An 18,145-nucleotide genomic window follows, 5' to 3' on the forward strand; every position below is an offset into this window, starting at 1 on the left:
TTATTCTAAACAGAAATATTTTTTGGCTCGTTATTTTCCAAATAATTTTTATAAACTTTTTGTAAACCTATTTCAAAATCCCGAGTAAATTTCTCAGTATTGAATAGAGGTTTTTTAAGCCGGTTTTCTTTTAGCTTAAGCTTAATTGAATTTAACTTATTAGCGTCAGTTGCTAATTCAATAGCTAATTTTATATATGCCTCCGTACTATCAGTAATCAATTCAGGTAAATCAATTGAATTTAAAAGACTTGATGCCATTCTAGAGGTATAACTTTGTCCTATTTTAGTTAATACTGGTAACCCCATCCAAAGGGCGTTACTTGCTGTGGCACCAGCATTGTATACAAAGGTATCAAGAAATAAGTCTGCATGTTGAAATTGAGATAGGTAGATATCGTGAGAAGTTTTTTTCATAAAAACTATTCGATCACTATTTATTTTTCTAGCTCTGGCTTCTTTGAGTAAATTATTTTTAGCCACCTCATTAGTTTCTAAGAGCCAAAGAATACTTTGTTCAACTTTTTCTAATAATTTTATCCATGTATCAAATACTTCTGGTAAAATTTTATAATTATTATTAATTGCACAAAAAATAAAATGGTCATCAGGTAAGCCCAATTCAGTCTTTGTGGGAGTTATTTTTGCAGTTTTTAATTCATCATTTTGTACCTGATAATTATGGGGCATATATATAATTTTTTCAGAATAAAATTTCTGACTGTTTTCAGGAATAAGATTTTTATCAGCTATAATGTAATCTATAAAATTTGCACCCATTGTTCCAGGATAACCAAGATAATTAATTTGAATGGGTGCTGCTTTGTTTGCAAAAATCGCTGATCGATGCTTGCTTGTATAACCTTGTAAATCTATTGCGATATCAATCTCATCTTTTCGAGCCAAAAGAGCTGCCTCATGATCATTGATATTTCTAATATCTCTATAAACATCAACACTTTTTTCTATGCGTTGATGTAGTTCATCTTTTTCCTTAAAACCAAAAGCATAACAATAAATTTTAAATTTTTCTTTGTCATGTAATCTTAGCATTTTGCAAATTAAATGAGAAACTGCATGAGCATTTAAATCAGCTGAAAAATATCCAATTTTTATTTTATCATTAGCTGTTGTTTTTTTTTCAAAATTTTCTGAGATCGTTGGAGTATAAGTGTTTGCAAAAAGTATAGAATTATTTTTATGTTTTTGAGGGTCATCTATTAATGAAAGAAGTGGAAATGGGATAATAATTGTTTTATTATTTTTTAATCCACTTGTAATTACTTGAAGCTGTTTATCAAAATCACTCCAATCGTTTAGAAGCATTTTTGTATGAACTATTTTTCCATAAACATAATCTAAGTTTTCATTAAGCTTGAGAGCCTCTTGGTAATCTTTTATGGATAGTTCAAAATTTTTATCATTTTGATTTATATTTGATAATTCCCGCAATACATCTCCTCTTGAGTCATATGCCTCTGCGTATTTATTATTTAAAACTATTGCTTTGTCGTAAGCATTTTTTGCTTCTTGATATTTTTCAAATTCAGTAAGCAAATTTCCTAAGTTAAAATAGATTTTTGGATTTTGTGGCTCAAGTTTTATGCATTCGTTAAAGCATCTAATTCCTTCATCAAATTTTTTAATATTTTTAAGAACAATTGCCTTATTAAGATAAGCTTCAAAAAAATCTTTTTTTAATAAAATTGCTTTATCAAAATCTTTAATTGCATTTTCAAACTTTTTGGTTTTAGAAAAAACTATCCCTCGACTATTATAAATGTGTGGAACATTGGGATTAATTTTAATCGAAATATCCAAATAATTTCTTGCTTGTTGATAATTTTCTAGTTGTAAAAATGAAGTTCCAATTAAAAAATGTATCTTTTCATCATTGAAATTATCTTCAATTAATTTGAGGTATAATTTTTGAGCATCTATAATTTTACCTGATTGATGAAGTTTTTTAGCTTTGCTGAAGATTTCTGCTTTGTTTTCCATTTTTTTGTTGTTTAAAAAAGTATATCAATAATTATTATATTAAATATATTTCTAAATAATGACCATATATGCTTTATCATCAGGACCAGGTATTTCTGGTATAGCTGTTATAAGAATTTCAGGTCCTGAAACTTCAACAGCTATTAGGCTTTTGACTGGTTTAGGCACACCAAAGCCAAGAGTAGCAACACTAAGAAAAATCAACAAAATCAACACTTCTGAACTAATTGATGAAGGTATAATACTATGGTTTCCTGCGCCTGAGAGCTACACAGGAGAGGATATGGCTGAAATACAGGTACATGGAAGCAAGGCTGTAATTGATGCTCTACATTCTTCTATCTCAAATATTGAAAATTGTCGCTTAGCAGAACCAGGTGAGTTTACAAAACTTGCATTTCAAAATGGGAAAATAAATTTACTTAAGGCAGAGAGCATTGCAGACTTAATTTCCTCCGAAACTGAAATTCAAAGACAACAAGCGATAAAAATAATGAAAGGAAGATCTGCTGACCAATTTAATTTTTTAAGAGAAAAACTTTTAAAAATATTATCACATGTTGAAGCAAAAATAGATTTCCCAGATGAGGATTTGCCGAATGAGATTTTAAAAGAAATCAAAAAAAGTTCAGATGAAGTTTTAATCAACATTGAAAAAATTTTAAATGATCAAAAAGTTGGAGAAAGAATTAGAGAAGGTTTTAAAATAGCAATCCTTGGACCTACTAATGCGGGTAAATCTAGTCTCCTAAATCATTTATCTAATAGAGATGTTGCAATAGTTTCAGAGATTGCAGGAACAACAAGAGATGTAATTGAAACACATCTTAATATAGATGGTTATCCGGTAATTGTTTCTGACACTGCTGGAATAAGAGAGTCTAAAAACGAAATTGAAAAGAAAGGTATTAAATTATCTTTAAATAGAGCAGAAGAAGCTGATTTGAAGTTGGTAGTTGTTGATGCCAAAAATTTTGATTTTACTGATGTTTTGAAGGGTTTATTGGATGAAAACGCAATTTTAGTAATAAATAAATTAGATCTTTTGGAGGGGGATATTGATCCTGGGATCAAAAAATTAAATCATGTATTAATTTCAATTAAAGAAAATTTAAATATTGATGAATTAATTTCAAAAATAAAAAATACTTTAAAAAATAAATTTATAACGAGCGATGATATTTTAATTACTAGAGAACGACACAGACAACATCTTGAACAATGTTTAGAGCATCTAAAAAAGTTTAATAAAAAAAATGAAGATGAAGATTTTGATAAAGCTGCAGAAGATTTAAGATTAGCCACTAGACATCTTGGTATGATTGTTGGAAAAGTCGATGTTGAGGAGATATTAGGTAGTATTTTCAACGATTTTTGTATAGGTAAATAATACTTTGTTTCCTGGTTTTTAAGCCTCTTTTTATTAAAAAACGTTGATAATTAAAGCTTATTTAGGCAAAACTATACGTTACTTGTAAATATAATAATCAGTTATAAATTTAGCTTATGAAAAATGATTTATCATTTGATGTTGTAGTAATAGGTGGTGGCCATGCAGGCTGTGAAGCTGCAGCAGCTTCTGCACGACTAGGTGTTAACACTGCTTTGTTTACTCATAAGATAGAAACAATTGGAGAGATGTCATGTAATCCAGCAATAGGCGGTTTGGGTAAAGGTCATTTGGTCAGAGAAATAGATGCCCTTGATGGTGTCATGGGTGAGGTTGCAGATAAATCAGGCATTCAATTTAGATTATTAAACAGAAGTAGAGGTCCAGCTGTGAGAGGACCTAGAACTCAATCAGATAGATCACTATATCGTAAATATATGCAAGAAAAACTTGTAAGCTATTGTAATTTAAGCATTTTTTCTGATCCTGTAATTAAGTTCACTTTTAATAAAAATACAATAACTGGCTTTATAACTAAAGAAGGTAAAAAAGTTTTATGTTCTAAGTTAATACTAACAACGGGCACTTTTTTAAATGGTTTGATACATATAGGCGATGAAAGAACACCTGCTGGAAGGTATGACGAAAAACCCTCAACAGGATTAAGTGAACAATTAGAAAAATACAATTTTAAAATAGGAAGATTAAAAACAGGAACTCCTCCCCGACTTGACTCAAGAACAATTAATTATGAAAATTTAGAAGAACAGTTTGCAGATGATGATCCTTATTTTTTTTCTTTCTTAACTAAAAAAAATATTAATAAACAAGTTTCATGTCGTATGACTTATACTAACGATAAGGTTCATAAAATTATTGAAAAAAATTTATCTAAGAGTGCCATGTACTCTGGTAGTATACAAGGTGTTGGACCTAGATACTGCCCCTCTATTGAAGACAAGATAGTAAAATTTGCTGATAAAGGTCGGCACCAGATATTTTTAGAGCCTGAAGGGCTAAATGACCATACAATTTACCCAAATGGCATCTCAACATCGCTTCCAGCTGCTGTACAGCAAGAAATATGTAATAATATCAATGGTTTAGAAAATGTTTCTATTATTAGACCAGGATATGCTATCGAATATGACTACATAGATCCTAGGGAGCTGTTTTTAACACTTGAGACCAAGAAGATTAGTAACCTTTACCTTGCTGGGCAGATTAATGGAACAACAGGATATGAAGAAGCTGCAGCTCAGGGTCTAATAGCTGGTATAAATGCTGCTCTATCCATTAAAAAATTAGAACCTTTCATACTTGATAGATCAGATGCTTACATAGGAGTAATGATTGATGATTTAGTGACAAAAGGTGTGGCTGAACCATATAGGATGTTTACATCAAGAGCAGAATATCGGTTAAGCCTTAGATCTGATAATGCAGATCAAAGATTAACTGCAAAAGGAATAGAAATTGGATTAATTGGTGATGTTAGAAAGGTTCTTTATCAAGATAAATTTGAAAAAATTAGTCAAATTAACGTAAAAATGGGTCACTCAACTATATCACCTAATAAAGCAGATCAATTTGGTATAAAAATAGCAAAAGACGGTATTTTAAGATCTTCTAATGAAATATTAACTCAAAAAGGGGTTGATATGAATAAAATTAGGGAAATATGGACTGATATACCTTTTTTTAGTAAAGAAATTGATGAACAGGTTGAAATTAATGCTCATTATAGGGGTTATTTAAAGAAGCAAAAAGCTGATATTTTAGCCTTTAAAAGAGATGAAAACCTTATAATTCCTGATAAAATTAATTATGATGGCCTTTCAGGACTGTCAAACGAAGTTAAAGCTAAATTTAAAGAGATTAAACCCAAAACGATGGGTCAAGCTTTGAGAATTGACGGAATTACTCCAGCAGCAGTATATATTTTGTTGTCACATGTCAAAAGAAAGTCTATTAAGCATATAGCTTAATGGAACAAGAAATTTTAGATTCATATAATAGACTCAACAGCTTAAATGTTTCACGTGAAACATATTTAGATTTTGAGTCCTTTATTTCGATGATAATAGAAAAAAATAAAGAAATTAATATAATTAGTCAAGAAACAGCAAAAAATAGCATCATTAGGGAGCGCCACATTATAGATTCAGCGCAAATAATTGATTTTATTGATTTAAATCAAAATACAACCACAGATTTAGGCTCTGGTGGTGGTATGCCAGGTATAATAATTGCAATTATATTAAAAAATATAAAAAGAAATATGAAAGTTAATTTGTATGAGAAAAGTCATCATAAAAGCGTTTTTTTAAAAGAAGTATCTAAAAAGTTGGAATTAAAAACAGAAGTAATACAAAAAAATATTTTTGATTTGAAAAATATAGAAACCGGAACAATAATGTCTAGAGCATTTAAACCAATGCCAATTGTTTTGGATTTAGTTTATGAAAATTTTTCAAGTTATAAAAATTTAATTTTTTTTATGGGCAAGAATGGAAAAAATGTTTTTAAAAATTCATTAAAGAATTGGGATCTTGAGTATGTAGAAAAAAAAAGTTTAACTAGTGAAGATTCATTTTTATTAAATATTAAAAATATTAAAAAAAAGATTACAAAAAATTAGATGCAAATTATTTCTGTGATTAATCAAAAGGGTGGGGTTGGAAAAACAACAACGGTGATTAATCTTGCAGCAGGTTTATCCCAACAAGGTAAAAAAATTCTAGTTATTGATTTAGATCCACAAGGAAACGCAACTACAGGTCTTGGTTTATCCAACACAGATAATTCAACAGATACCATTTATGGCGTTTTGAATGGATCAAAAGAAATTTCTGAAGTTATAAAAAAAACTGAATTTGAAAATCTAGACCTGATTAGTTCTAATGTAGACTTGTCTGGATTAGAAGTCGAAACTGCAGATGATGGAAATAGAGCATTCATCCTAAAGCTTAAATTAACCGCTTATTTAAAGGATTCTGGGTCATTATATGACTATATTTTGATTGATTGTCCACCATCACTGAGTTTATTAACAGTAATGGCTTTAGTATCTTCACACTCACTTGTAGTTCCTCTTCAAACAGAATTCTTTGCACTTGAAGGACTTACGCAACTTATGAAAACAATTGAGAGAATTAAAGTTAGTTTGAACCCAGATTTAAAGATTAGAGGAATACTTTTAACAATGTATGACAAAAGAAATAAACTTTCATCGCAAGTAGAAAAAGAGGCAAGAGATTATTTTAACGAAAAAGTTTACTCAACTGTAATTCCAAGAAATGTTAGATTGTCAGAAGCACCTTCTCACGGTATGCCAGTTTTAATTTATGACAAATCATGTCCAGGTAGTAGATCTTATTTTAGTTTTACAGATGAATTTATTAATCAAGAAGCTACTATGGGGAGTGCTGCATAATGGACTCAAACAAGATTAAAAAAGGATTGGGTAGAGGATTGTCATCTTTAATAGGTGAAACAAAAATTGAAAGTCAAAATAATCAGCTGTCTATTAGTGAGATGATTCCAAATAAATATCAACCGAGAAAAATTTTTGATGAAATTAGTTTAAATGAACTTACGAAATCAATTGAACAAAGAGGAATACTGCAACCAATAATTGTTAGGAAATCAAATCACGATAAATCGAAGTTTGAAATAATAGCTGGAGAAAGAAGATGGCTAGCTGCTCAAAGAGCAGGACTTCACAATGTGCCAGTAGTTATAACAGAGGCTGATGATTTAAAATCTTTAGAGTTTGCAATTGTTGAAAATGTGCAAAGACATGATTTAAATCCACTTGAAGAAGCTCAGGGCTATAAAAGATTAATTGATGAATTCTCATATGACCAAGAAAAAGTATCAAAATTTATTGGAAAAAGTAGAAGTCACATTACAAATTCATTGAGACTTCTTATTTTACCAAAAGAGGTAATAAAATTAATAGAAACTCAAAAATTAACTGCTGGACATGCAAAGATATTAGTTGGCTTAGAAAATGCTGCTTTTGTTGCAAATAAAATTGTTGAAAAAAAACTTTCTGTAAGACAAGCAGAAAACTTTGTAAAAATTTTTAAGAATAAAAAACAAAAATCTAATAATAAAGATGCAAATATAAAAGATCTTGAAATTTCGGTATCTAATAAAATTGGTCTAAATGTTGAAATCAAAAATAAAAAAAACAATAAAGGTAAAATTACTTTTGAGTATAAGGACCTGGATCAATTAAATAAAATTATAGAAATAATAAAAACTAATTATTAGTTTCAGAAGATTGTTCCAAAATAAAATCTGTAATGAGATTAATTGAATTATTCATATTTTTTTTAATTAAAAGCTCAACATTAGCTAATTTATAGATTAATTTTTTGATATTTTTTGGGGACCATGTATAAATTTGTTGTTTCGTAATTTCTTTATCTTTCCAAAAAATTGGTGGACGTGCTGATGATATGGTTAAATCCATATTTTTGTTATTCTCAAATTCATTAGACAATTTAAGTATTTTTTTTGATTTGTTTAAAAAAGATCTTGTAATTAAAATACAATCTTCATTATTAAAATTATTTTCATTTAAAATATTAATAATTTTTTTTTTATTTTTAGCTAAGCAATTATCTATAAGCTCAGAAATGTTATGATTTTCAGATAGATTAGTTAACTTTTCGATGTTTTCTGTGGTAATTTTTTTTCCATATTTACTAAAGTATTCAATTTTGTTTAATTCATTAAGTAGCGCTTCTCTATCCCCATTACATTTATTGATTATTAAATTAATATTAGCTTGGGAAATTAATATTTTTTTTTCAATTAAAAAATTATGAGTTATTTTTGATAGTGTTTGATTAGTATCAGGGTAGAACGCTACACAAATAAAATTTTTCTCTTTTTCAAAAAGCGACCTTAATTTTGATTTTTTATCTAAATTATCAGAAATAATAATAATGATTGTTTCCTCGATATTTTTTGTATTTAATTCGTCTATTAATTTTACTATCTTATCAGTTGCTCTTTTGATTATGATGATTTTTTCTTCATCAAATAATGATTTAGATAATATCTTTTCTATAAAAAAATTTTGGTTTTCTAAGACTTCTTTTTCATCATAATTTAAAATATCTTTTTTATTATTATTAAGATTAATTATGGTTTCATTTTTAAGTCCTTCATTTTTTCCATAAAATAAAAAATAATTATAATTTTGTTTCAGATTTCCAATCTCATAATTTTTTTTTATCATTCGGCAATTGTGAGTCTTAAAATTAATTTACGAGTTATTGAAGAAGCAATATTCATCTTTATAGCTTTTTCATAATTACTTTGTTCGTAATTATTAGTCATTTTTTTATAATTAAACTTTTCTTCTATAGTAAAATTTTGTTCTTTATCGGAACGAGTTATTTTAAAGTTAGAAGTTGCTTTAAGCTCAAAATCTGTTGGTGTGCCTTCAGCGTTTTTTGCCAAGATTGTTTTAACAAAATTAGTATTTATTTTTACGTCAATTTTTTTTGAATAATTATTATTTGCTATCTGATTAATTTCTTTAACTATAATTTCATTTATTTCATTATCCCCATCAAAATTTATTATATTTATATTTAATTTAGAATTTTCACCATTTAAATAAACTGGAGAATAATCACAATTAGTAACTATAATTAAAAATAATAAATGTAATAATATTTTTTTAAACATTTTATATTATAATATTCATTAATTTATTTGGTATAAAAATTTTTTTCTTAATCTCTTTTTCGTTTAAATATTTTTTTAAAATTTCATCCTGATTAATCATTTTTAAAATTTCTACTTCTGAAACATTCATCTTAACTGCTAATGTTCCTCTTTTTTTTCCATTTATTTGAATTACAAAAGTTATAATATCTTCAATAATTAAATTTTCATCATAATTAGGCCAGCTTATTTTATTTACCCCAATTTCTTTGAATGCCTCGTTAGCTAAGTGGGGTACAATTGGCTCTAATAGAGTTAAAATTTTTGCATAATTCTCGATCAGAGTTTTTTTTGTATATTTATTATTTATTTCTTGATTCATGTGCGTATGCATTTCATGAATATTAGCTATTATTATATTATAATTAAAGTTTTCTAAATTTTGAGTAATTTTTTTTATAAATTTATTTGTAAATTTTATCAAACTATTATTTGAATCTTCACTATGATTTTTTTCTATTTCATCAATAATTTTTTGATGTAACGTCCATAACTTTTGAATAAATTTGTAAGAAGAAATTATCCCTTCCTCCGACCATTGCACATCTTTTTCTGGAGGACTATCTGACAAAATAAACAATCTTACTGAGTCAGCCCCATAACTTTTGATTATGTTTTCAGGATCAATGGTATTTTTTTTTGATTTAGACATAGATTCTGATGAACCAACTTTTATTTCAATTGATGTATTATTTTTTAAATATTTTTTACCATTGATTGAGGTTACTTGTTCTGGACTTAACCAGTTATTATTTTGATCTTTATATGTTTCATGACAGACCATTCCCTGAGTAAACAGACCAGTAAATGGTTCTTTTATAGTAAATTTTTCATTTTGATATGAGAGTGCTTGCATAAAAAATCTTGAATATAATAAATGTAAAATTGCATGTTCTACTCCCCCTATGTATTGGTCGACAGGCATCCAATATTTTATGTCTTCATAATTAAATCCATTTTCATCATTATCAGGAGAACAGAATCTTAAGAAATACCAGGAAGAGTCTACAAAAGTATCTAATGTGTCTGTTTCCCTAGTATACTTTTTTCCATCTATAGTAATATTTTTCCATTCAGTGATTTTATCCAAAGGATTACCTGTAGGTTCTAGTTTCTCAATTGATGGAAGTTTTACTGGTAATAATTCTTCAGGTATTTTATGAGGTGAGCCATTATCATCATACATTATTGGAATTGGACAGCCCCAGTATCTCTGTCTAGATACACCCCAATCTTTTAATCTAAAGTTAATTTTTTTTACTCCAAGTTTTTCTTTTTCCAAGTGTTCAATTGTTTTTATAATGGAATCCCCTGGAGATTTTAATCCATCTAAAAAACTAGAATTAAATATATATCCTGGACCAGTATAAGCTTCATTTTGAACTTCAAAATTTAAGTCATCTTTATTTGGAGTTACAACTGCTTTTACTTTTAGATTATATTTTCTAGCAAAGTCCAAATCCCTTTGATCATGAGCCGGACATCCAAAAACAGCTCCTAAGCCATAATCCATTAATACAAAGTTAGCAAAATAAACTGGAACTTTTATTTTTTCATTTAAGGGATTTATTGCAATCAAATCTGTTTTAAAACCAATTTTATCAGCAACAGCAATAGATTCTTCAGTCGTTCCAGTTTCAGAACATTTTTTTTTGAAATTAATAAAATCTTTATCATTTTCATAAGATTTGGATAAGGGATGGTCAACTGATAAAGCTAAAAAAGACATTCCAAATAATGTGTCTGGTCTTGTTGTAAAACATTTTATTTCATCAATATTTTTGGATGATTCTATTTTAAATCCAATTTCACACCCTACAGACTTGCCTATCCAATTTTTTTGCATGATCTTAACTTTATTGGGCCAATCATTTAGAGAATCAAGACTTTCTAATAACTCATTAGAAAATTTAGTAATGTTAAAAAACCATTGATTTAACTTTTTTCTTTCAACTGTTGCCCCTGAACGCCAACCTTTTCCATCAATAACTTGTTCGTTTGCTAAAACTGTTTGATCAACTGGATCCCAGTTTACGTACTCTTCTTTTCTATAAACTAAGCCTTTGTCATAAAGTTCTAAAAAAAATTTTTGTTGGTGTTTATAGTATTCTGGAGAACAAGTAGAAATCTCTCTACCCCAGTCAATTGAAAGACCAAGTTTTTTTAATTGTCTTTTCATGTTTGAAATATTTGACTCTGTCCATGTCTTGGGATCTAAATTATTTTGTCTAGCAGCATTTTCAGCGGGCATGCCAAATGAGTCCCACCCCATAGGATGTAGAACGTTATAACCCTGTAAAGACTTGAATCTTGCTAATACATCTCCAATAGTATAATTTCTCACATGTCCCATGTGTATCTTTCCAGACGGGTAAGGAAACATTTCCAGACAATAAAATTTTTTTTTTGTTTTATCTATTTTACTTTTAAAAGAATTATTTTTGTCCCATTCATCTTGCCAATAATCTTCAATTTTTTTAAAATTATATCTCTCCACTGGCGCTATAAGTAAACTCTATTCCTATTTTATTGAATGCCTTTGTAAGGCTTAAAGTTTTTATCTTTATTTTGTTCTTTATAAATTGCTGCTTTCTTCAAAATTTCTTTTTTTAATTCCTTGGCCAAATCATTAGTTCTTTCGTTGATAGAACAATTATTTAGATTTTTACATATTTTATAAAATATTTTTAAATCTACAGCGTCAGATCTAATTTCATTAGTCAGAAATCTAATAGTAATTTTTATACTTTCATTAGAATTCTGATTGTCAGAATACCAATCAGTAACAATTATTCCACCACTGTAATTAGCCGTTGCAATTGGCATGAAATCAATAATATCTAACGAAGCTCTCCATAGTTCGTTTGAATTTGCAAATTCAAAATTTCCACCATTTCCACTACCACCTTTCATCTTGTCCATTATTCTAAACCCTTTGCCAGACTCAAGATTGTTTTTAACTCTTTGCTTTGGGTCTGGTGGAAATTTTTTTGCATCAACACCTCCAATTTTTCCACATCCATTTAAGGCAAATGAGATTAAAAATAAAATTATGATCGATTGACAAATATTTCGTGACATATGAAGTGTTTTAAATGTTAAATATGAATTTATACAGAAAATATTCAAAAAAACCCCAAAAATCTAACTAAATAACTATGGTAAATATGCAACACTTTTATAAATACTTTATATTTTTTGTGAAATTATAAGAAATTATCTAATTTAATGATAATTTTCCTATGTTTATTATTAATAACAAACAATAACTAAAAGGATATAATATGAACAATATGAAAAAAATAGGTTTAACAGCTCTTGCTGCTTCTCTTGTTTCTGTTTCTGCAAACGCTGTTGATATCTCTGGTGGAGCTTCTTTAAGCTACAACGGTGGTAACGGTGGTGCTACTGGAAACCCATGGTCAATGAACGATAATTTAACGTTCACTTGGGGTGGAGAACTAGATAATGGTATGACTGTTGATTTAAACTTCTTACTTGACAGTAGTGACTCTGTTGCCGGTGCAGGTATTGATAACAGATCATTAGCTTTAGGTTTAAACAATGGTGGAACTTTAACTTTCTGGGGTGATGGTGGTTCAGGTGTTGTTGGATCTTTCGACGATGCAATGCCAACTGCTTACGAAGAGTCTTGGTATTCTGCAGATTCTCCAAACCAAGGTCATAGCCCAAATAACATGTTCTACTACACACATGCTATAGATGCGGCTACTATACATGCTTCATTCTCACCAGCTTCTGGTGGATCTGATGCATCTTCTTTAGAAATTGGTGCTGTAATCACTGCTATTGAAGACCTAACAATTGGAGTTGCAATTGGTGAAGATAATGGTTCAGCAACAGCTGTAGATAACACTATTTTGTATGCTACATACACAATGGGTGGTGCTACAATTGGTGTTCAAAAGAACGAAGCTGATTCAGCAACTACTGGTGATGAAGATTTCCAAGCAGCAGCTATTTCTTACGCGGTGAGCGAAGATATGTCTGTTTCTGTTGGAAAATCAAAACTAGACTATGAAGCTGTTGGAACAAAAGCGCAAGAAGCAACTGGTTTCAGTGCATCTTACACTATGGGTTCAATGACTTTAGCTGGAACTCTAAACAAGATCAAGAACGAAGGTGCTGCATCAACAGGTGCGGGTAACACTAAAAAAGATTCTAGTGATACATTCGAACTTAATCTTTCGTTTGCATTCTAATTTAGTTTAGAAAAAACTTTTAAAAGGGCCCCTTTATGGGGCCTTTTTTTTATTCAAAAAAAGAAATACCAGCAAAGCCAAAACACTTTAACAATTTAAGCTTTCTTAAGTTTTGATTAGTAATTCCACCCAGTGCAACAATTTTTTTTTTTGAAATTGTAGCTAAGAGTTTAAATTTGTTTATACCCAAGTAATTCTTATTTTCTTTAAACAATGAGGATAAAACAATAATTTTTACACCCTGTTTTTCTTTAAGTTTTATTTCTTTAATATTGTGAGCAGAACCAATTAATAAAAAGTTTTTAGTTTTAGAAAAAGAAAGATGATTTGTTTGTTTGTTAAAAGAAGGAATATAAGCGCCATCCAAATTTAAGTTAATTGCTAATTTAGTATTATTAGATAAATAAAATTTATAATTATTTTTTTTACAATATTGTTTGAATTTTATAATGGTACCTAAATTATTATTTGATTTATAATTTCTATAAATAATTACAGTATTTTTATCTTGTTTATCTATATAATTTGTATCAAATTTATTAATAAAGTAATATTTCTGTAAATATTTATTATGCATAATTCAATTAAAAAGTATGAAGATATATGTAATTCAATCAAGTTAAAATTAGAAGCTCAAAAAATATCCAAATTGCCAAAAATTATTGCTGTATCTAAAACGTTCGGTATAGAAAAAATTCTCCCATTAATAGAATATGGCCATTTAGATTATGGTGAAAATAAAGTTCAAGAAGCAGTAGATAAATGGACTAAAATTAAAATTGATAACCCAAATATTAAATTACATATGATTGGGAAACTTCAAACAAATAAAGTAAAATTTGCTATTAAAATATTTGATTTTATTCATACTGTTGACAGTCTAAAACTTGCAAAAAAAATTGCAGACGAGCAAATTAAACAAAATAGAAAATTGAATTTATTTATCCAAGTAAATATTGGAAGCGAACATCAAAAAGCAGGTATAGATAAGAGTGAATTAGTTAATTTATATAGATATTGCAATGAATTAAATTTAAATATAATTGGATTAATGTGTATACCACCAGCAAATGAAGAAGTAGAAAAATATTTTAACCAAACAAATTTATTAAATAAACAATTAAACTTTTCTGAGTTAAGTATGGGTATGTCTTCAGATTATTTAAAAGCAGCCGAACATTCATCTAGTTATTTAAGAATTGGCTCAAGTATTTTTGGTAAACGAATTTAACTAATTAATTTTAATTTTTGTATTTTTATTTATTATTTTAATCATAATTAAAAAATCTTTTTTTTTAACGCAATACAACCCGCTGTTGGTTTATAATTATTGGTTAAATGTATAAATATACAACTTCCTTTACCAATTATTCTCTTTTTAAAATTATATTTTATTGGAATTAGAAGATCATATTTTAAATCTTTTCTATAAAGTTTTTCATGGTGTATTTCTTTGCTGACAGATATTAATTTATTATATTTTTTTGGTTTTTTTATATCATCACACCAACCCATCTCTGGCTTAATTTTTATGCACTCCAATTTAGTATATGGTAGATCAATCCTATCATTTCTATAATATAATTTTTCAATCTCAAAAGTTCCAACTGGGGTTTTTTTATCCCCTTCAATTTTCTTGTAACCGAGGCCATTTTTGCCAATACAGCATTCAAAATTAAAATCGTCTACTTGAAGAGTATGTTTATTTTTTAAATAAATTCGCATATCTTTATTATATATGTATAAACAAAATTTAGTAATTTTTAAGCAAGACTCCCTGTATGAAATTATTAGTGAATTAGAAGAAAATTTAAATTTCCATATTTTTAAAGCATCAAGTGAAAAAAGTTTAGATGATAAACTACACAATTTAAGTAATTATTTAATTATTACTCAAAAGGAATTAAATGGGAAAAATAATCAACTCATATTCAACAAAGCTCCAATTAAACTTTCCAGATTAATAGAAAAAATTAATATTCAATTTTTAAAGCATCAATTTGTTGAAAAATCAGAGCAAAGTGTTGGGAAATATAAGATAGATACAAATTCAAGGGAATTAATATTAAAAGATAAAGTTTTAAAATTAACTGAAAAAGAAACTAGTATCATTATTTATCTTAGCAAAACTAAAGATGCAGTAGGAATTGATCAACTTCAATCCGAAGTTTGGGAGTATCATTCAAAACTTGAAACACATACAGTCGAAACTCATATTTATAGACTGCGGAAAAAAATATTAAAAATTTTTAATGATGATAATTTTATAGTTAGTAAAAAAGATGGTTATCAAATTATATAAAAAAAAAATATAATTGCAAAAAATTTATTTACAAAAAAATACAAACCAAAAGTAATTAAACCTAAAAAAGGTAAAGGAAGTTTTAAAAGAAAAAAAGATTAAATTCGAGCACCAATTTGTTGAATTATTTTAGCAGAAAGTTCTGTTCCTTTTTCCAGACTCTCTTTAGTTGACAACTTATTTACATACCCGTGCAAATAACCTGCAGCAAATAAATCTCCTGCACCAGTAAGATCTTTAATTTTTAAATTTTTTCTGGCATCACATTCGATAATTTCATTGCCATTAATTGCAATTGCTCCATTCTCACCTCGTGTGATAATAATATTCTTTTTTAATATCTTTGAAAATTCAATTACATCCTTTAATGATTTACTATTTATCAAAGATAAAATTTCTTGTTCGTTAGCAAACACAATGTCTAGTTTATTTTTTACCAACTCTAAGAATTGAGCTTTATGTCTTTCAACACAAAATTGATCTGATAAAGACATTGCTACTTTGTTTGAGTTATTTATTGCTTTATCAAAAGCTTTTCTAGGTTCACCTTCATCCCACAAATAACCCTCTAAAAATGTTATTTCACTGTTTTTAATAGCATCAGTATTTATATCGTTATCATTAATTTTTCCTGCAGTTCCTAAGTAAGTACACATTGTACGTTCCGAGTCTGGTGTAATTAAAATTAAACAAGTTCCAGTAGATATAAGTTCATTTTTTTTTTGATATAAATAATTAACTTTTTCAATTTTTAACCCATCTTCATATCTTTGACCTAAATCATCATTGTTTACCTTACCAATGAAGCCAACATTATTGCCCAATTTTGACAACCCAACAATAGAATTGGCAACAGAACCACCAGATATTGTTTGTTCAATTATAAGTGAGGATAATAAGTTTTTAAATTCATCTTCATCTATAAGCTTCATAGTACTTTTGGTTAATGAATTTTTGTGTAAAAAATCATCTTCTACTTTACAAAGAACATCTACTATTGCATTACCAATTCCTAAAATTTTCATATTAAGCTTTTTTTGTTATTAGAGGGTTTTTTCTTTTAGGATAACAAGTCTTACAAATTTTACAAGTTAAACCATAACAAGACCTTGCTTTACAATATTCTCTTCCGTAATAAATAATTTGAAGATGAAGTTTTGTCCAAGTCTTTTTTGGGAAAATTTTTTTTAAATCTTTTTCCGTTTGAACAACATTTTTTCCATTAGTTAGTCCCCATCTTTGAGCCAATCTATGAATGTGAGTATCTACAGCGAAAGCTGGATATCCGAATCCTTGAGACATCACCACACTTGCTGTTTTATGTCCTACTCCAGGTAATTTTTCAAGTTCTTCAAAATTTTTAGGAACCTTGCCATTATGTTTTTCTAGAAGTTGTTTAGACATTAAATAAATACTTTTTGCTTTGACTCTAAAAATACCAATTTTTTTAATTAATTTTTCAATTTTTTTTCTTCCTAATTTTACAAAATGTTCAGGTTTATTGTATTTTGGATATATGTCTTTTGTTACATTATTGACATTTAGATCAGTGCATTGTGCAGATAAGAGAACAGAAACTAAAAGTGTAAATTTATTTTTGTGTTTTAAAGGTATAGGCGCTTTAGGATAAAGTTTATTTAGAATTCTTAATATTTTCTTAGCTTTTTTGTTTTCATCCATTACGAAAAATTTAACAAATCTCTCATAGAATATAACCCTGGTTTTTTTGAAAAAAGCCATTTAGCTGCTGTTAGGGCACCATCTGAATAAAGTGCTCTATCAAATGCTTCATGATTTAAGCTGATAATTTCTTTGCCACTTGAAAATTTTACCTCATGTTCTCCAATAATTTCACCTTTTCTGATAGAATTAAAATTAATTTTTTTTCCATAGGGAAAAGATTTTTTGTTTAAAAATTTTTTCCCTATTAATTTATTAAAATCTTTACTTTTTCCATCAGCAATACCTCTGCCAAGCATTAAAGCAGTACCTGAAGGGTAGTCTTTCTTATGTTTGTGATGTACTTCAAAAACTTTAGTTAGATATCTACTATTTAAAGATTTAGATGCAATTTCTGTTAGGTACATTAATAAGTTTACACCTAGGCTCATATTTCCTGCTTTTAATATTGGAATTTTTTTTGAATATTTTTTGATTAATTTTTCTTCTTTTTTTGTAAAACCCGTTGTGCCTATAACAACTTTTTTTTTTAGTTTTGCTGCAATTTTCAGCATTTCAAGTGTACAATTAGGTATGGTAAAATCTATAATCACATCAGTTTTTTTAAAAGCAATCTCTGTATTTAATTCTGGTTTGATCCCATTAAATCTTTTATTTATTAATTTATTTTCAGTGAGAGTTTTTAGTTTGAAATTATGATTAACTTTGGATGATTTTATAAGTTGTTGTCCCATTCTTCCCATACAACCTGTAATTCCTAAATTAATTTTTTTCATTATGAAAATATTAACCTTTTTTA

Annotated in this window: 18 protein-coding genes; 8 read left to right on the plus strand and 10 right to left on the minus strand. The window is 27.8% G+C overall.

From position 1 onward, the window contains the following. Positions 1-5: 5 nt before the first annotated feature. Positions 6-2,000 carry a tetratricopeptide repeat protein gene (locus ACIJYI_RS07030; protein WP_435114034.1) on the minus strand — a complete coding sequence of 665 codons (1,995 nt, stop codon included), beginning with the start codon at positions 1,998-2,000 and terminating at the stop codon, positions 6-8. A gap of 58 nt (positions 2,001-2,058) precedes the next feature. On the opposite strand from ACIJYI_RS07030, the gene mnmE reads away from it, so the two are divergent. From mnmE to ACIJYI_RS07055, 5 genes are all read left to right on the plus strand, one after another. Continuing rightward, positions 2,059-3,390: a tRNA uridine-5-carboxymethylaminomethyl(34) synthesis GTPase MnmE gene (gene mnmE, locus ACIJYI_RS07035; protein WP_435114035.1), complete on the plus strand. Its 1,332-nt coding sequence runs from the start codon at positions 2,059-2,061 to the stop codon at positions 3,388-3,390. Between the two features lie 116 nt (positions 3,391-3,506). After that, positions 3,507-5,378: a tRNA uridine-5-carboxymethylaminomethyl(34) synthesis enzyme MnmG gene (mnmG, locus tag ACIJYI_RS07040; protein ID WP_435114036.1), complete on the plus strand. Its 1,872-nt coding sequence runs from the start codon at positions 3,507-3,509 to the stop codon at positions 5,376-5,378. After that, entirely contained in the window at positions 5,378-6,031 is a 654-nt protein-coding gene (locus ACIJYI_RS07045) for an RsmG family class I SAM-dependent methyltransferase (RefSeq protein WP_435114037.1), read from the plus strand. The genes mnmG and ACIJYI_RS07045 overlap by 1 nt, the downstream gene beginning before the upstream one ends. Continuing rightward, the gene (locus ACIJYI_RS07050; protein ID WP_435114038.1) at positions 6,032-6,826 is read left to right on the plus strand and encodes a ParA family protein; all 795 of its coding nucleotides are present in this window, start codon (positions 6,032-6,034) and stop codon (positions 6,824-6,826) included. Then, positions 6,826-7,671, plus strand: a complete 846-nt coding sequence (locus ACIJYI_RS07055; RefSeq protein ID WP_435114039.1) for a ParB/RepB/Spo0J family partition protein — start codon at positions 6,826-6,828, stop codon at positions 7,669-7,671. The genes ACIJYI_RS07050 and ACIJYI_RS07055 overlap by 1 nt, the downstream gene beginning before the upstream one ends. Here the strand turns inward: ACIJYI_RS07055 and holA are convergent. From holA to ACIJYI_RS07075, 4 genes are read right to left on the minus strand one after another with little or no spacing between them, the layout of a single operon-like run. Further along, complete coding sequence (holA, locus tag ACIJYI_RS07060) at positions 7,661-8,647, minus strand: DNA polymerase III subunit delta (protein WP_435114040.1); 987 nt, start codon at positions 8,645-8,647, stop codon at positions 7,661-7,663. The genes ACIJYI_RS07055 and holA overlap by 11 nt on opposite strands. Further along, entirely contained in the window at positions 8,644-9,102 is a 459-nt protein-coding gene (locus ACIJYI_RS07065) for a hypothetical protein (protein ID WP_435114041.1), read from the minus strand. Before ACIJYI_RS07065 ends, holA begins: the two co-directional genes overlap by 4 nt. A gap of 1 nt (position 9,103) precedes the next feature. Next, positions 9,104-11,638, minus strand: a complete 2,535-nt coding sequence (leuS, locus tag ACIJYI_RS07070) for a leucine--tRNA ligase (protein ID WP_435114042.1) — start codon at positions 11,636-11,638, stop codon at positions 9,104-9,106. A 29-nt stretch (positions 11,639-11,667) separates the two neighbouring features. Beyond that, positions 11,668-12,222 (minus strand): DUF3576 domain-containing protein, encoded by a 555-nt coding sequence (locus tag ACIJYI_RS07075; RefSeq protein WP_435114043.1) that lies wholly within the window; start codon positions 12,220-12,222, stop codon positions 11,668-11,670. A gap of 212 nt (positions 12,223-12,434) precedes the next feature. Here ACIJYI_RS07075 and ACIJYI_RS07080 point away from each other — a divergent pair, with 212 nt between their 5' ends. After that, entirely contained in the window at positions 12,435-13,364 is a 930-nt protein-coding gene (locus tag ACIJYI_RS07080) for a porin (protein WP_435114044.1), read from the plus strand. 49 nt (positions 13,365-13,413) lie between these two features. Here ACIJYI_RS07080 and ACIJYI_RS07085 read toward each other — a convergent pair whose 3' ends face one another. After that, positions 13,414-13,941 (minus strand): thiamine phosphate synthase, encoded by a 528-nt coding sequence (locus tag ACIJYI_RS07085; RefSeq protein WP_435114045.1) that lies wholly within the window; start codon positions 13,939-13,941, stop codon positions 13,414-13,416. Between ACIJYI_RS07085 and ACIJYI_RS07090 the strand changes: the two genes are divergently transcribed. Then, complete coding sequence (locus ACIJYI_RS07090; protein WP_435114046.1) at positions 13,936-14,595, plus strand: YggS family pyridoxal phosphate-dependent enzyme; 660 nt, start codon at positions 13,936-13,938, stop codon at positions 14,593-14,595. The genes ACIJYI_RS07085 and ACIJYI_RS07090 overlap by 6 nt on opposite strands. A gap of 47 nt (positions 14,596-14,642) precedes the next feature. Here ACIJYI_RS07090 and ACIJYI_RS07095 read toward each other — a convergent pair whose 3' ends face one another. Continuing rightward, complete coding sequence (locus tag ACIJYI_RS07095) at positions 14,643-15,089, minus strand: L,D-transpeptidase family protein (RefSeq protein WP_435114047.1); 447 nt, start codon at positions 15,087-15,089, stop codon at positions 14,643-14,645. A 13-nt stretch (positions 15,090-15,102) separates the two neighbouring features. On the opposite strand from ACIJYI_RS07095, the gene ACIJYI_RS07100 reads away from it, so the two are divergent. Continuing rightward, positions 15,103-15,666 carry a winged helix-turn-helix domain-containing protein gene (locus tag ACIJYI_RS07100; protein ID WP_435114048.1) on the plus strand — a complete coding sequence of 188 codons (564 nt, stop codon included), beginning with the start codon at positions 15,103-15,105 and terminating at the stop codon, positions 15,664-15,666. 98 nt (positions 15,667-15,764) lie between these two features. Here the strand turns inward: ACIJYI_RS07100 and ACIJYI_RS07105 are convergent, their stop codons facing one another. Genes ACIJYI_RS07105 through dapB form a run of 3 tightly spaced genes read right to left on the minus strand, consistent with a single transcriptional unit; the run spans position 15,765 to position 18,122 of the window. Then, entirely contained in the window at positions 15,765-16,691 is a 927-nt protein-coding gene (locus ACIJYI_RS07105; protein WP_435114049.1) for an adenosine kinase, read from the minus strand. Between the two features lies 1 nt (position 16,692). Then, positions 16,693-17,346, minus strand: a complete 654-nt coding sequence (gene nth, locus ACIJYI_RS07110; protein ID WP_435114050.1) for an endonuclease III — start codon at positions 17,344-17,346, stop codon at positions 16,693-16,695. Beyond that, entirely contained in the window at positions 17,346-18,122 is a 777-nt protein-coding gene (dapB, locus tag ACIJYI_RS07115) for a 4-hydroxy-tetrahydrodipicolinate reductase (protein ID WP_435114051.1), read from the minus strand. Before dapB ends, nth begins: the two co-directional genes overlap by 1 nt. Positions 18,123-18,145 lie beyond the last annotated feature (23 nt).

This window comes from Candidatus Pelagibacter bacterium nBUS_36, assembly GCF_051201215.1.
Lineage (GTDB): Bacteria > Pseudomonadota > Alphaproteobacteria > Pelagibacterales > Pelagibacteraceae > Pelagibacter.

Coding starts and splice junctions, on each gene's coding strand:
- ACIJYI_RS07030 (WP_435114034.1), bottom strand. CDS start 2,000: ATGGAAAACAAAGCAGAAATCTTCAGCAAAGCTAAAAAACTTCATCAA.
- mnmE (WP_435114035.1), top strand. CDS start 2,059: ATGACCATATATGCTTTATCATCAGGACCAGGTATTTCTGGTATAGCT.
- mnmG (WP_435114036.1), top strand. CDS start 3,507: ATGAAAAATGATTTATCATTTGATGTTGTAGTAATAGGTGGTGGCCAT.
- ACIJYI_RS07045 (WP_435114037.1), top strand. CDS start 5,378: ATGGAACAAGAAATTTTAGATTCATATAATAGACTCAACAGCTTAAAT.
- ACIJYI_RS07050 (WP_435114038.1), top strand. CDS start 6,032: ATGCAAATTATTTCTGTGATTAATCAAAAGGGTGGGGTTGGAAAAACA.
- ACIJYI_RS07055 (WP_435114039.1), top strand. CDS start 6,826: ATGGACTCAAACAAGATTAAAAAAGGATTGGGTAGAGGATTGTCATCT.
- holA (WP_435114040.1), bottom strand. CDS start 8,647: ATGATAAAAAAAAATTATGAGATTGGAAATCTGAAACAAAATTATAAT.
- ACIJYI_RS07065 (WP_435114041.1), bottom strand. CDS start 9,102: ATGTTTAAAAAAATATTATTACATTTATTATTTTTAATTATAGTTACT.
- ACIJYI_RS07075 (WP_435114043.1), bottom strand. CDS start 12,222: ATGTCACGAAATATTTGTCAATCGATCATAATTTTATTTTTAATCTCA.
- ACIJYI_RS07080 (WP_435114044.1), top strand. CDS start 12,435: ATGAAAAAAATAGGTTTAACAGCTCTTGCTGCTTCTCTTGTTTCTGTT.
- ACIJYI_RS07090 (WP_435114046.1), top strand. CDS start 13,936: ATGCATAATTCAATTAAAAAGTATGAAGATATATGTAATTCAATCAAG.
- ACIJYI_RS07085 (WP_435114045.1), bottom strand. CDS start 13,941: ATGCATAATAAATATTTACAGAAATATTACTTTATTAATAAATTTGAT.
- ACIJYI_RS07095 (WP_435114047.1), bottom strand. CDS start 15,089: ATGCGAATTTATTTAAAAAATAAACATACTCTTCAAGTAGACGATTTT.
- ACIJYI_RS07100 (WP_435114048.1), top strand. CDS start 15,103: ATGTATAAACAAAATTTAGTAATTTTTAAGCAAGACTCCCTGTATGAA.
- ACIJYI_RS07105 (WP_435114049.1), bottom strand. CDS start 16,691: ATGAAAATTTTAGGAATTGGTAATGCAATAGTAGATGTTCTTTGTAAA.
- nth (WP_435114050.1), bottom strand. CDS start 17,346: ATGGATGAAAACAAAAAAGCTAAGAAAATATTAAGAATTCTAAATAAA.
- dapB (WP_435114051.1), bottom strand. CDS start 18,122: ATGAAAAAAATTAATTTAGGAATTACAGGTTGTATGGGAAGAATGGGA.